This is a genomic window from Streptomyces sp. NPDC098101 (assembly GCF_044760185.1).
Taxonomy (GTDB): Bacteria; Actinomycetota; Actinomycetes; order Streptomycetales; family Streptomycetaceae; genus Streptomyces.
On record NZ_JBIWAS010000002.1, the window covers coordinates 749,946 to 763,102 of the forward strand.

The 13,157-nt window shown below is 74.4% G+C and carries 12 protein-coding genes; 5 read left to right on the forward strand and 7 right to left on the reverse strand.

Features of this window, described 5'->3' with window-relative positions; translation table 11 throughout:
- Positions 1-112: 112 nt before the first annotated feature.
- A complete protein-coding gene (locus tag ACIQVI_RS10460; protein ID WP_351973783.1) occupies positions 113-856 on the reverse strand; it encodes an SDR family oxidoreductase in 744 nt (247 codons plus the stop codon).
- 135 nt (positions 857-991) lie between these two features.
- On the opposite strand from ACIQVI_RS10460, the gene ACIQVI_RS10465 reads away from it, so the two are divergent.
- Positions 992-2,623, forward strand: coding sequence for an alkaline phosphatase D family protein (locus ACIQVI_RS10465; RefSeq protein WP_403593612.1), 1,632 nt, complete (start codon positions 992-994; stop codon positions 2,621-2,623).
- Positions 2,624-2,638: 15 nt separating this feature from the next.
- Here the strand turns inward: ACIQVI_RS10465 and ACIQVI_RS10470 are convergent, their stop codons facing one another.
- Positions 2,639-3,625, reverse strand: a complete 987-nt coding sequence (locus ACIQVI_RS10470; RefSeq protein ID WP_403593615.1) for a Gfo/Idh/MocA family protein — start codon at positions 3,623-3,625, stop codon at positions 2,639-2,641.
- An 83-nt stretch (positions 3,626-3,708) separates the two neighbouring features.
- On the opposite strand from ACIQVI_RS10470, the gene ACIQVI_RS10475 reads away from it, so the two are divergent.
- Both ACIQVI_RS10475 and ACIQVI_RS10480 read left to right on the forward strand, forming a co-directional pair.
- Entirely contained in the window at positions 3,709-5,142 is a 1,434-nt protein-coding gene (locus ACIQVI_RS10475) for a Bcr/CflA family multidrug efflux MFS transporter (RefSeq protein WP_403594515.1), read from the forward strand.
- A 9-nt stretch (positions 5,143-5,151) separates the two neighbouring features.
- Positions 5,152-6,144: a small ribosomal subunit Rsm22 family protein gene (locus ACIQVI_RS10480; RefSeq protein WP_403593618.1), complete on the forward strand. Its 993-nt coding sequence runs from the start codon at positions 5,152-5,154 to the stop codon at positions 6,142-6,144.
- Between the two features lie 79 nt (positions 6,145-6,223).
- Here ACIQVI_RS10480 and ddaH read toward each other — a convergent pair whose 3' ends face one another.
- A complete protein-coding gene (gene ddaH / locus ACIQVI_RS10485) occupies positions 6,224-7,054 on the reverse strand; it encodes a dimethylargininase (protein ID WP_403593621.1) in 831 nt (276 codons plus the stop codon).
- A 155-nt stretch (positions 7,055-7,209) separates the two neighbouring features.
- Between ddaH and ACIQVI_RS10490 the strand changes: the two genes are divergently transcribed.
- Together ACIQVI_RS10490 and ACIQVI_RS10495 are read left to right on the forward strand one after the other, a co-directional pair.
- On the forward strand, positions 7,210-7,875 hold the full coding sequence (locus ACIQVI_RS10490) for a TetR/AcrR family transcriptional regulator (RefSeq protein ID WP_351973914.1): 666 nt from the start codon (positions 7,210-7,212) through the stop codon (positions 7,873-7,875).
- Positions 7,876-7,979: 104 nt separating this feature from the next.
- Entirely contained in the window at positions 7,980-8,759 is a 780-nt protein-coding gene (locus ACIQVI_RS10495; RefSeq protein WP_351973915.1) for a bifunctional DNA primase/polymerase, read from the forward strand.
- 48 nt (positions 8,760-8,807) lie between these two features.
- Here ACIQVI_RS10495 and ACIQVI_RS10500 read toward each other — a convergent pair whose 3' ends face one another.
- From ACIQVI_RS10500 to efeO, 4 genes are read right to left on the reverse strand one after another with little or no spacing between them, the layout of a single operon-like run.
- Positions 8,808-9,845 carry a hypothetical protein gene (locus tag ACIQVI_RS10500; protein ID WP_403593626.1) on the reverse strand — a complete coding sequence of 346 codons (1,038 nt, stop codon included), beginning with the start codon at positions 9,843-9,845 and terminating at the stop codon, positions 8,808-8,810.
- Positions 9,802-10,683 (reverse strand): iron uptake transporter permease EfeU, encoded by an 882-nt coding sequence (gene efeU, locus ACIQVI_RS10505; RefSeq protein WP_403593629.1) that lies wholly within the window; start codon positions 10,681-10,683, stop codon positions 9,802-9,804. Before efeU ends, ACIQVI_RS10500 begins: the two co-directional genes overlap by 44 nt.
- 19 nt (positions 10,684-10,702) lie before the next feature.
- Positions 10,703-11,941 carry an iron uptake transporter deferrochelatase/peroxidase subunit gene (efeB, locus tag ACIQVI_RS10510; RefSeq protein ID WP_403593632.1) on the reverse strand — a complete coding sequence of 413 codons (1,239 nt, stop codon included), beginning with the start codon at positions 11,939-11,941 and terminating at the stop codon, positions 10,703-10,705.
- Between the two features lie 13 nt (positions 11,942-11,954).
- Positions 11,955-13,112 carry an iron uptake system protein EfeO gene (gene efeO, locus ACIQVI_RS10515; RefSeq protein WP_403593635.1) on the reverse strand — a complete coding sequence of 386 codons (1,158 nt, stop codon included), beginning with the start codon at positions 13,110-13,112 and terminating at the stop codon, positions 11,955-11,957.
- Between the last annotated feature and the right edge of the window lie 45 nt (positions 13,113-13,157).

The window sequence follows — 13,157 nt, forward strand, 5'->3', positions numbered from 1 at the left end:
ACGGCCGGGACCGCGGCGCCCGGCACGGCACCTCGCCGGACGCCGCGTCCTGCCCGGTTCGAGACCGGACAGGCCCTGGGGCGCGGGGCGGTGCCGCGCGGCGGCCGGGGCCTCAGCCCCGGCCGACGTACGGCATCGCCGTCGCCATCACCGTCGCGAACTGCACGTTCGCCTCCAGCGGCAGCCCCGCCATGTGCACCACCGTCGCCGCCACGTCCGCCGCGTCCATCACCGGCTCCGGCGCCAGCCGGCCGTCCGCCTGGAGGATGCCGGCCTGCATCCGGGCCGTCATGTCGGTCGCCGCGTTGCCGATGTCGAGCTGGCCGCAGGCGATCCGGTACGGACGCCCGTCCAGGGACAGGGACTTCGTCAGGCCCGTCATCGCGTGCTTCGTCGCCGTGTACGCGATCGAGTGCGGGCGCGGCACGTGGGCCGAGATCGAGCCGTTGTTGATGATCCGGCCGCCCTGCGGCTCCTGCTCCTTCATGGCCCGGAAGGCCGCCTGCGCGCACAGGAACGCGCCCGTCAGGTTGACGTCGACGACCGCCCGCCAGGTCGCCGGGTCCAGGTCCTCGACCGGGGTCCCGCCGCCCGCGAACGTCCCCGCGTTGTTGAAGAGCAGGTCCACGCGCCCGTAGCGGTCCCGTACCGAGGAGAAGAGGGCCGCGACCTCCGTCTCCGACGTCACGTCCGTCGGGGCGCACAGGAAGTCCCCGCCGGGCAGGGCCGCCGCCGTCTCCTCCAGGGCCTCCGCCCGGCGGCCCGCGAGCGCCACCGACCAGCCCGCCGCCGCGAGGGCCAGGGCCACGCTCCGGCCGATGCCCGAACCCGCTCCCGTCACCACTGCGATGCTCATGGGCGCGCAGCGTACGCGAGACGCGTGCACCGTGAACTCATCCGTCCGACACGTGGATGTCCTGTACCCGACAACACGCGGTCGCCCCGGCCCCCTCGAATGACGAGCGCATCGCATTCGTCAGGGGAGGGGCACATGAGTCGGACGCATGAGCATCATCAGGAACTCCGGGACGCCGCACGGCACTTCGGGCGGCGGCGGTTCCTCACCGTCACCGGCGCCGCCGCCGCGCTCGCCTTCGCCACCCAGCTGCCCGCCGCCGGCGCCGCGGCCGCCGCCGAACTCGACGCCCGGCGCGTCACCGAGGACCCGTTCACCCTGGGCGTCGCCTCCGGCGACCCGCTGCCCGGCTCCGTCCTGCTCTGGACCCGGCTCGCGCCCCGCCCCTTCGAGCCCGGCGGCGGACTGCCCGACCGGCGGGTCCCCGTCCGGTGGGAGCTCGCCCACGACGAGCGCTTCCGGCGCGTCGCGCGGCGCGGGACCGCCACCGCCCACCCCGAGTTCCGGCACACCGTCCACGTCGAGGTGGAGCACCTCGCACCCGGCCGCGCGTACTTCTACCGCTTCCGCGTCGGCGCCTGGACCAGCCCGGTCGGCCGCACGCGCACGGCTCCTGCCGCCGGCGCGCACAACACGGCGCTCTCGCTCGCCGCCGTCTCCTGCCAGGCGTACCACGACGGCCACTTCACCGCCTACCGCCACCTCGCCGAGGAGGACGTGGACGTCGTCTTCCACCTCGGCGACTACCTGTACGAGTACGCGGTCGATTCCGCCGGTGGCGCCCGCCGCTACACCGACCGCGTCCTGCCGGCCGTCTTCAACCGCGAGACGCTCACCCTGGAGGACTACCGGCTCCGCTACGCCCTCTACAAGACCGACCCCGACCTGCGGGCCGCGCACGCCGCCCACCCCTTCGTCGTCACCTGGGACGACCACGAGACCGAGAACAACTACGCGGGCGACACCCCCGAGAACACCGTCCCGCCGGAGGAGTTCCTGCTCCGCCGCGCCGCCGCCTACCGCGCCTACTGGGAGCACCAGCCGCTGCGCCGCCCCCAGCTCCCCGAAGGACCCGACATGCGGCTGTACCGGCGGCTGGGCTTCGGGCGGCTCGCGCAGTTCGACATCCTCGACACCCGGCAGTACCGCTCCGACCAGGCGTACGGCGACGGCTGGCAGGTCCCGGGGCCCGAGTCCGAGGACCCCTCGCGCACCCTGACCGGCGCCACCCAGGAGCGCTGGCTGCTCGACGGCTGGCGCCGCTCCCGGGCCCGCTGGAACGTCCTGCCCCAGCAGGTCGTGTTCGCCGAGCGCCGCGACCGCGCCACCGCCGACTTCAAGCTCTCCATGGACTCCTGGGACGGCTACCCGGCCTCACGGCAGCGGATCCTGGCGGGCGCGGAGGCCGCCGGCGTCGAGAACCTGATGGTGCTCACCGGCGACGTCCACGTCTCCTACGGCCTCGACCTCAAGGCCGACTTCCGCGACCCGTCCTCCCGGACCGTCGGCACCGAGATCGTCACCACCTCGATCACCAGCGGCAAGGACGGCGCCGACCGCCCCTCCAACTACGACAAGCTGACGCAGGCCAATCCGCACCTGCGGTTCTTCAACGGGCGGCGGGGCTACACGAAGGTCTCGCTCGACCGCGAGAGCGCCCGCGCCGACTTCCGCACGGTCCCGTACGTGACGACCCCGGGCGCCCCCGTCACCACCGCCGCCTCCTTCGTCACGGAGGCGGGGAACCCGGGGCTCGTACCCGCGTAACCGTTCGTACGGGAGTCACTCCCCGGGATAGCGGACGCCGACGCGGTCCCGCACCGCGTCGAGCGTCCGCATCACCGCGAGCGAGCCGTCCAGCGGCACCAGCGGGGACTCCCGCTCGCCCGCCCGCAGGCAGCGCATCACCTCGGCGGCCTCGTGCCGGAAGCCGTGCGGGTCGGCCTCCGCGACGAACTCCTCCGGCTCGGCGCCGTTCCGGTGCAGGGTGAACCGCTCGGGGAAGAAGAAGCCGCGCGGCACGTCGATCCGGCCCAGGGAGCCCGTCACCGAGGCCGTCAGCGGGGTGTCCGCGGCGATCGAGCAGGACAGCAGGGCCGACGCGCCCGTGCCGGACCAGCCCAGCAGCATCGCCGTGTTCAGGTCGACGCCCTCGGGGGAGAGCAGCGCGTGCGCCTGGACCGAGTCCGGCTCGCCGAGCAGCAGCTGCGCGAACGCCACCGGGTACACCCCCAGGTCGAGCAGCGCCCCGCCGCCCGTCTTCGGGTCCCGCAGCCGGTGGTCCGCCCCGAACGGGCCCGCGAGCCCGAAGTCCGCCTGGACCGTGCGGACCTCGCCGACCGCCCCGTCCCGCACCAGCTCCGCGATCCGCCGGATCAGCGGGTTGCAGTACATCCACATGGCCTCCATCAGGAAGAGGCCCCGGTCCCGGGCGAGGGCGACCAGCTCCGCCGCCTCCCGGGCGTTGAGGGTGAGGGCCTTCTCACAGAGCACCGCCTTGCCCGCCTCCAGGGCGAGGCCGGCCGCCGTCCGGTGCGCGTGGTGCGGGGTCGCCACGTACACCACGTCGACGTCCTCGTCGGCGAAGAGCCCGGCCCACTCCCCGTACGCCCTCGGTATCCCGAACCGCTCCGCGAAGGCCTTCGCGGGCGCCTCGCTGCGGGAGGCCACCGCCACCACCTCGGCGTCGTCGAGCGTCAGCAGGTCGGTGGTGAACCGCTCCGCGATGCCGCCCGTCGCCAGGATCCCCCAGCGCACCGTCCCACTCATGTTCCCCACCCGTCTCGCAGAGGTCTCGACCATGCCGGTCGAGCTGAGAGCATAGGCAAGGTTTCAACGAAATGGAGCGGTCGATGCCGGAGAGCGGTCAGAAAACAACACAGGGGAACATAAACGAAACGGCGCACGTCGCTTCCGACATGCCCGTCGCCTCCGACACGCCCGTCGCTCCCGACGCGCCCGGCGCCCTCGCCGCCGCCGGTGTCCCCGCCGCGACCGCCGACCCCGCCGCCCCCGCGCCCGCCGCCCCCGGCGTCGCCGCCGCCCGGCGGACCGGTCTGCTCGTCACCCTCGTCCTGGGCGGCCTCACCGCCCTCCCCCCGCTCTCCATGGACATGTACCTCCCGGCCCTGCCGGAGGTCACCGGCGCGCTGCACGCGCCCGCCGCCACCATCCAGCTCACCCTCACCGCCTGCCTCGCCGGCATGGCCCTGGGCCAGCTCGTCGTCGGCCCCATGAGCGACAAGTGGGGCCGCCGCCGCCCGCTGCTCGCCGGCATGATCGTGTACGTCCTCGCCACCGCCGTCTGCGCCCTCGCGCCCACCGCCGAGACCCTCATCGGCTTCCGGCTGCTCCAGGGCCTCGCGGGCGCCGCCGGGATCGTCATCGCCCGCGCCGTCGTCCGCGACCTCTACGACGGCGTCGAGATGGCCCGCTTCTTCTCCACCCTGATGCTGATCTCCGGCGTCGCCCCGATCGTCGCCCCCCTCATCGGCGGGCAGATCCTGCGGATCACCGACTGGCGGGGCGTCTTCCACGTCCTCACCGGCGTCGGCGTCCTGCTCACCCTGGTCGTCCACCGCTTCCTCGCCGAGACGCTGCCGCCGGAGCGCCGCCACGAGGGCGGGGTCGGCCAGGCCCTGCGCACCATGCGGGGACTCCTCGCGGACCGGGTCTTCACCGGCTACATGCTGACCGGCGGCCTCGCCTTCGCCGTCCTCTTCGCCTACATCTCGGCGTCCCCGTTCGTCGTCCAGGAGATCTACGGCGCCTCGCCGCAGACCTTCAGCCTGCTCTTCGGCCTCAACTCCATCGGCCTCGTCGCCGTCGGCCAGATCAACGGCAAGCTCCTCGTCGGCCGCGTCAGCCTCGACAAGGTGCTCGGCTGGGGCCTCGCGGTCATCCTCCTCGCCGCCCTCGCGCTGCTCCTCATGACCAGCGGGGTCTTCGGGAAGGCCGGACTCGTGCCCGTGGCCGCCGGACTCTTCGTCCTGATGTCCGCGATGGGCCTCGCGATGCCGAACACCAACGCCCAGGCCCTGATGCGCACCCCGCACGCCGCCGGGTCCGCCTCCGCCCTCCTCGGCACCACCTCCTTCCTCGTCGGCGCCGTCGCCTCCCCGCTCGTCGGCATCGCGGGCGAGCACACGGCCGTCCCGATGGCCGTCGTCCAGCTCACCTGCGCCGTCCTCGCCCTGGCCTGCTTCCTGGGCCTGTGCCGCCCGTGGCGGGCGGCCCCCGGAGCGGGCGCGGCGCAGGCGGGGAAGGCGCCGGGCCCGGCCGCCTAGACTGCCGTGGTGAACGCCTCCGCCCCCTCCGCCGACACCCTGCGCGCCGCCCTCGCCGGGCTCCTCGACGGCCTGCCGCCCCAGCGGGCCGCCCGGGCCGTCGAGCGGCTGATCGCCCACTACCGGGGCACCACCCCGACCGACGCCCCCGTGCTCCGCGACCGCTCCGACGTCACCGCGTACGCCGCGTACCGGATGCCGGCGACCTTCGAGGCGGTACGGGGCGCCCTGGGCGCCCTGCGGGACGCCGCGCCCGACTGGGAGCCGCGCACCCACACCGACGTCGGCGGCGGTACGGGCGCGGCGAGCTGGGCCGTCGCGGAGGCCTGGGGCGGACGGCCGCCCCGCACCACCGTCCTCGACTGGGCCGAGCCCGCCCTCGCGCTCGGCCGCGAGCTGGCCGGCGGCGTCCTCGACGCGGAGTGGCGGCGCGAGCGGATCGGCGGCGCGCTGCGCCTCGCCGACACGGACCTGGTCACCGTCTCGTACGTCCTCAAGGAGCTGACCGAGGCCGACCGCGCCTCACTCGTCACCGAGGCGGCCCGCGCCGCGCAGGCGGTCGTCGTGGTCGAGCCGGGCACCCCCGACGGCTACGAGCGGATCATCGCGGCCCGCGCCCTGCTCGTCGGCGCCGGGTTCACCGTCGCCGCGCCCTGCCCGCACAGCGGGGCCTGCCCGATCGCGCCCGGCACGGACTGGTGCCACTTCGCGGCCCGGGTCAGCCGCTCCTCGCTGCACCGGAAGGTGAAGGGCGGTTCGCTGCCGTACGAGGACGAGAAGTACGCGTACGTGGCCGCCACCCGGTTCCCGGTGGCCCCGGCGGCCGCCCGGATCGTCCGCAGGCCGCAGATCCGCAAGGGCCTGGTCCAGTTCGACCTCTGCGACGCCGAGGGCCTCTCCCGCGACACCGTCACCAAGCGCCACGGACCCCTCTACAAGCAGGCCCGCGACGCGGAGTGGGGCGACCCGTGGCCGCCGGAGACGGACGGGGACCTCGACTAGGGCCTGTCCGGCGGATCGGGGCCCGGAGGCCCGGCGCGCCGCCGCCCCCGCGAGGGCGGCGGCGCGCTTCGCGCGGGCGTTAAGGCCGCAGCTCCTGGGTGCAGCACTTCACGCTGCCGCCGCCCTTGAGGAGCTCGCTCAGGTCCATGCCGACCGGCTCGAAGCCCCGCTCGCGGAGCGGGTCGAAGAGGCCCACCGCCGCCTGCGGCAGCAGGACGTTCCGTCCGTCGCTCACCGCGTTGAGCCCGAAGGCCGCCGCGTCCTCCTCCGTCGCGATCAGGGCGTCCGGGAAGAGCCGGGCCAGCACCGCCCGGCTGCCGGGGGAGAAGGCGGCCGGGTAGTACATGACCTCGTCCCCGGCGTCGTCCAGGACGCACAGCGCCGTGTCCAGGTGGTAGTAGCGCGGGTCCACCAGGTCCAGGCCGATCACCGGCCGCCCGAAGAACTCCTGCGCCTCGCCGTGCGACAGCGGACTGGCCCGGAAGCCGCGCCCGGCGAGGATCCAGGAGGCGGTGACGGCGAAGTCGCCCTCGCCCTCGTTCACGTGCTGCGGGACCCGCAGGTCCTCCTCGGCCCAGCCGTGGCGGCGGAACCAGTCCAGGTGCGCGTCGGCCTCGGCCGCGCGCTCCGGATAGGCGAACCTCGCGCCGAGGGCCCGGCCCCCGACGACGGTCGCGCCGTTCGCCGCGAAGACCATGTCCGGGAGCGCCGGGTCCGGGTCCAGGACCTCCACGGTGTGGCCGAGTGCGCGGTAGCGGTCCCGCAGGTCCTCCCACTGGGCGAGGGCGAGCCGGGGGTCGACCGGTTTCGTGGGGTCCATCCAGGGGTTGATGGAGTACGTCACCGTGAAGTGCGCGGGTGGGCACATCAGGTAACGGCGGGGCGAGGGCGAGCGCGGAGTGGTGCGCAAGAAGGGCTCCTCACGGGCGGACGGGCGGAAAGGCCGCGATGCGGTGGACCCCATGGTCCGCCCTCGGGGCCCCGCGCGCAGTGGACCGTTCGGGTGGTTCGATGACCATCCACCGTAGCGAGACGTAACGTCTCGTCTGCTGCTAGATTGACCCCATGCCCGAGCCCAAGTCCGCACCCCTGCCCGAGGCCGCGTCCGAGGCCGCCGCCAAGGCCGTCCCCGACGCCTCCCGCCGCAGCGAGCGCTCCCGCCGCGCCATCTTCGACGCCGCCCTCGCCCTCGTCTCCGAGAGCGGCTACGCGAAGACCACCATCGAGGGCATCGCCGCCCGCGCCGGCGTCGGCAAGCAGACCATCTACCGCTGGTGGCCCTCCAAGGCGGCCGTCCTCCTCGACGCCTTCCTCGACCTCCAGGTCCGGGCCCAGCAGGCCGCGGGCGCCGACGCCGGAAGTGAGATCCCCGACACCGGCGACCTCGCCGCCGACCTGAAGCAGGTCCTGCGCGCCACCGTCGACGAGATGAACGACCCCGTCTTCGAGGCCCCCACCCGCGCCCTCGCCGCCGAGGGGATCGTCGACCCCGACCTCGGCGCCCGCTTCACCGAAGCGCTGCTCGAACCCCAGCTCCAGTACTACGTCCGCCGCATCGAGGCGGCCCGGGAGGCCGGTGACGTCGACCCCGGCACCGATCCCCGCCTCGCCGTCGAACTCCTGGTCGGGCCGCTCCACCACCGGTGGATCCACCGCACCCTGCCGCTCACCCACGCCTACGCGGACTCCCTGGTCGACCACGTCCTGCGGGGCCTCGCGCCGAGGGCCTGAGGGCCCGGCGGCCACCCCGGTTCCGCACTCCGGTCACCCGGGGCGCAGGATGGTGGGACCATGGGCAGAGCCGAACGGGCGAGCGCGAGGTTGTGAGGGGATAGATGGGCGACGGCATCGGCCGCTACCGCGGCACGGAGAGCAGACTCGCGCAGTGGCTGCGCAGGCGTCCCAAACGCGACGCGGCCGAGGACGGGAACGACCGCGAGAAGCTCCTCCTGGCCGTCGCCGCCGCCGGGCTGCCCCTGGCCCCCGCCGCGTATCCCGTCGGCTACAGCTGTTCCTGCGAGCGGATCGGCTGTCCCACCCCCGCCCGGCACCCCGTCTCCTTCGCCTGGCAGACCCAGTCGACCACCGACCGCGGCCAGATCGAGCGCTGGGCCCGCAACGAGCCCCGGGCGAACTTCGTCACCGCCACCGGCATGGTCCACGACGTCCTCGACGTGCCGCTGGCCGCCGGCCGCGCCGCCCTGGAGCGCCTCCTCGCCGAGGGCGTCGAGGTCGGCCCGCTCGCCGAGTCCCCGGCCGAGGGCCCCGACGGCGGCCGGATGCTCTTCTTCACCGCCACCCGGGGCACCCCCGAGGACGAGGACGAGTGGTGGCCCTGTGAGCTCGACTGCCACCCCGAGACCATGGACGAGCACCCGGGGCTCCGCTGGCACTGCCGCGGCAGCTACGTCCTCGTCCCCCCGGCCCGGCTCCCCGGCGACGAGGACGCCCATCCGGTCGTCTCCTGGATCCGCGGCCCCGAGCACCCGCTGCCCGACCCGCTGAACCTCCTGGAGACCCTCCAGGACGCCTGCGCCCGCCACGCGGCCGAGCGCGGCGCGGACGGCGACGGCGAGCACGCGGCCCACGAGATCGCCTGGCCGCTGACCCGCTGACCCGCCGACCCGGGGCCGTACGGGCCGGAGGCCGGACGGTCCGGAGCGTTACGAGCCCACCGCGCCCACCACGCCCTGGAGCCGGCCCGTGATCGCGACCCCGTCCCGGGTCGTGCCCGCCGGCTTCACCAGGACGGACTGGCTGGACACCCACTCCCGGGTGACCGTGTTCTTGACCTCGCCCGTCATCAGCGCCTTCACGTCCCGGGGCACCTTGGGCCGGTAGCCCGGCGCCGCCGTCTGCCGCTCGAAGTACCGGGTCGCGAAGAAGACGAGCGCGCCCCCGTCCCGGGTCCGCAGCCCCAGCGGCGCGAAGTCCCCCCGGTCGGCGGTCCGGTCCACGTACTGGGTGGCGAGGCCCGGCCGCTCGGCGGCCTTCTCCCGCTGCGCCCGCCACCCGCTGGTGTGCGGCCCGGCCGCGAACGGCCCCGGCTTCCCGTCCCGCAGATACGCGACGTACTCCGCGCCCAGCTTCCCGGGCGCGACCGCCAGCGCGTCGTCGTCCGTGTCGACGGGCACCGCGTGCCCCTCCTCCTCGGCGAACGCGGGCAGCTCGTCCGCGTCGAGGATGCTCAGGTAAGCGGCCTCCCAGCGCTCCTGGGGGCCGTTGCGCACGAAGACCAGCAGCCAGCGCTGGTCCTTCGACCCCTGGTCGACGTCCCGGTTGGAGTCGGTGTCCGCGACGAACCAGCGCGGCCAGCCCGCCTTGCGGGGCAGCAGGAAGCGCGCGTCCGTCAGCTCCAGCGGCTGGTGCTTCGCGTTGCCGCCGGGGCTGCTCACCGCGCGGGCGCGCAGCCCCGCCTGGTTGATCGCCCCGAGCGGCCCGGTGACGTGGTCCGCGTCGAGGGCCGGGTCGTACGCCTTGTCGGCGCGGTTGAAGGCGCTCGTGAAGTCCGCCAGGGCCTTCGCCGCCTCGGCCTCCGTCGCCGGCGACACGATCGCCAGCTCGCCGTGCACCGTCACGCAGCCGCCCGCCGTCAGCGCCAGGGCGGTCACGGCGGCCGTCGCCGCGAGCAGCCTCACCGGTCGCGCCGGCCACCGCTCACGCGGTCGTCCCGGCGCTCGCCCCACCCTCAGCCTGCTCATCGGTCGCCTTCTGCTTCTTCACCCGCGCGGACGGACCCGACCCTATCGGGGCCAGGAACAGCGCGAGCGCCGGGACCAGATACAGCGCCCACACCGTGACCTGAAGGACCGTCGGGTCCGGCTGGAAGTTGAAGACGCCCTTGAGGAGCGTGCCGTACCAGCTGTCCGGCGGCACCGCCGCCGAGACGTCGAAGGCCTTGTCCGCGAGGCCGCCGAGGAAGCGCGCCTCCTGGAGGTCGTGCACGCCGTACGCGAGGACGCCCGCCGCCACCACGACCAGCATCCCGCCGGTCCAGGTGAAGAACCTCGCCAGGTCGATCCGCACCGCGCCCCGGTAGAACAGCCACCCCAGGAGGACCGCCGTGAGCAGGCCGAGGAGGACCCCGGCGAGCGGGGCGGCCGTGCCGTCCGACGAGGCCCGCACCGACGCCCACACGAACAGCGCCGTCTCCAGGCCCTCGCGGCCCACCGCGAGGAAGGCGGTGACGACCAGCGCGCCCGTGCCCATGACGAGCGCCGCGTCCAGCTTCCCGTGCAGCTCGTCCTTCAGGTGCCGGGCCGTCCGCCGCATCCAGAAGACCATCCAGGTCACCAGGACCACCGCGACGATCGACAGCGAGCCGCCGAGCAGCTCCTGCGCCTCGAAGGTCAGCTCCCGGGAGCCGAACTCCAGGACGGCGCCGAAGGCGAGGGACACGCCGACGGCCACGCCGACGCCCGTCCACACCGGCCGCAGCGCGTCCCGGCGCCCGGTCTTCACCAGGTACGCGACGAGGACGCAGACGATCAGACTGGCCTCCAGACCCTCGCGCAGGCCGATCAGATAGTTGCCGAACACGGCTTTCCCCCTCCTGGTGTCACGTGAACAGGGCCCGGCCCCACCAGTCGTCGCGGTCGCGGACGCCCGGAGGAACCGCGAAGACCGCCGAACCCACGTGCCGGACGTACTCGTTGAGCGCGTCGGTGCGGGCCAGCGAGGTCTGCACCGGGACGAAGCCGGTGCGGACGTCCCGCTGGTACGCGAGGAAGAACAGCCCCGCCTCCAGCCGCCCGAGGCCGTCCGTGCCGTCGGTGAACGAGTATCCCCGGCGCAGCATCGTCGCGCCCCGGTTGGTGTCCGGGTGGGCGAGCCGGACGTGGGAGTCCGGCTTCATCGCCTTCAGGAACGGCTCGTCGTGCTCCTTCGCCCTCCCCGCGGGCGCGCCCTCGCGCTTGTCGCGGCCGAAGACGTCCTCCTGCTCGGCCAGGGACGTCCGGTCCCAGGTCTCGACGTTCATCCGGATGCGCCGGGCGACCAGGTACGAGCCGCCGTCCATCCAGGCCGCCGGGCCCTCCGCGTCCTTCCCGGAGACCCACACGTGCGCGTCGAGCCGGGCGGTGTCGGTGCCGGCGACGTTCCGGGTGCCGTCCTTGAAGCCGAAGAGGTTGCGCGGGGTCTGCGCGTCCGGGGTCGTCGAGGACGTCTTGCCGAAGCCCAGCTGGGACCAGCGCACGGCGACCCCGCCGAAGCCGATCCTGGCCAGGTTGCGGACGGCGTGCACGGCGACCTGCGGGTCGTCCGCGCAGGCCTGGACGCACAGGTCGCCGCCGCTGCGCGCCGGGTCCAGGTCGTCGCCGGGGAAGCGGGGCAGGTCGACCAGGGCGCCGGGCCGCCGGTCCTCCAGGCCGAAGCGCCCGTCGAAGAGCGAGGGCCCGAAGCCGATCGTGAGGGTGAGCCGGGAGGGCTTGAGGCCGAGGGCCTCGCCGGTGTCGTCCGGCGGGGCCTCGGGCAGCCCGCCGTACGCCCCCGCGCCGACCTCGGCACCGGCCGTCAGCCGCTCGGCGGCCCGCGTCCAGTCCTGCAACAGCCGCACCAGCTCCGCGCGGTCCTTCGTCGTCACGTCGAAGGCGGCGAAGTGCAGCCGGTCCTGCACGGGGGTGGCGATGCCGGCCTGGTGCGGGCCGTGGAAGGGCACGGCCCCGCCCGCCCCGGCCGCCGGGACCGCGCCGCCCCGGGTCAGGGCGGCGGCCCCGCCGGCCGCGGCGGCGCCGAGCGCGAGCCCGGCACCGCCCCAGCCGATGACCGCGCGCCGGGAGGGCGGGGTGGCCTCACTCATGCGGGACCCCCGGCTACTTGACGACGGCGGCGGCGAGCTTCGAGAGCGGCTCGGCCAGCGCGTTGACGCCGTCCGACAGCTCCTTGCGCTGCTCCTTGCCGACCTTGTCGTACGGGGTGAAGTCGTAACCGCCCTTGTCCCGGCGGTACTTGTCGAGCAGCGCGTTCAGGGCGGCGAACCGCTCGTCGAGCCGGGCGACCAGCTTCGGGTCGTTCTTGGCGGCGACCGGCTTCAGCAGGTCGAAGGACTTCTGCGCGCCCTCGACGTTCGCCTTGAAGTCGACCAGGTCGGTGTGGGAGTAGCGCTCCTCCTCGCCGGTGACCTTGCCGGTGGCGACCTCGTCCAGGAGCTCCTTGGCACCGTTGGCCATGGAGGTCGGGGTGATCTCGGCCCGGCCGACCCGCTTCACCCAGTCCGCGAGGTCCTCGTCCAGGGTGTCCGCGAGCTGCTTCTCCCGGGCGGTGATCTTCCCGTCCTGCCAGAGCGCCTTCTCCAGGCGGTGCCAGCCGGTCCAGTCCTTCACCGGGTCCTGGCCCTCCTCCAGGCCGTCCTCGCGGACGTCCACCTTGGGGTCGATGTCGCCGAAGGACTCCGCGACCGGCTCGGTGCGCTCCCAGCCGATGCGGGAGGGGGCGTACGCCTTCTTGGCGCCCTCGACGTCCCCGGCGCGGACGGCGTCGGTGAACACCTTCGCCCTGGGGAGGGTCTGCTCGGCCTGCGCCTGGACGTACTGGCGGTAGGCGGAGACGGCGGCGTCCATCTCGGGGGAGCGCTTCGTGCCGGTGGCGCCGTCGCCGGTGACCCTGACCGCCTGCCGGATGCCGGCGCCCGTCATGCCGGGCTTGCAGGCGATCGCGTAGTCGCCGGCCTTGATCTCGGCGGTCAGCGAGGCCCGGGTGCCGGGGCCGATGTTCTCGCGCTCGGTGACGATCCGGTCGTCCGGGTAGAGGACGTAGACCTCGGTGACCTTGGAGCCCCGGTTCTCGATGTTCAGCCGCACGTGCCCGGCCGGGAACTCCGTCGTCGACACCGTGCAGGAGTCGTCCTTGGCGACGACGGTCACCGCACCGTCCTTGGCGTCGCCGCCGCCCTTCTCGGCGCATCCCGTGACGGCGGCCAGGGCCGCCGCGGTCGCTGCGGCGGTGACGGCGGAGAGGCGGACGGCTCGCATGGGCACTCCAGGAACGACGCGGAACGGGACCGGGGCGGAGCCAAC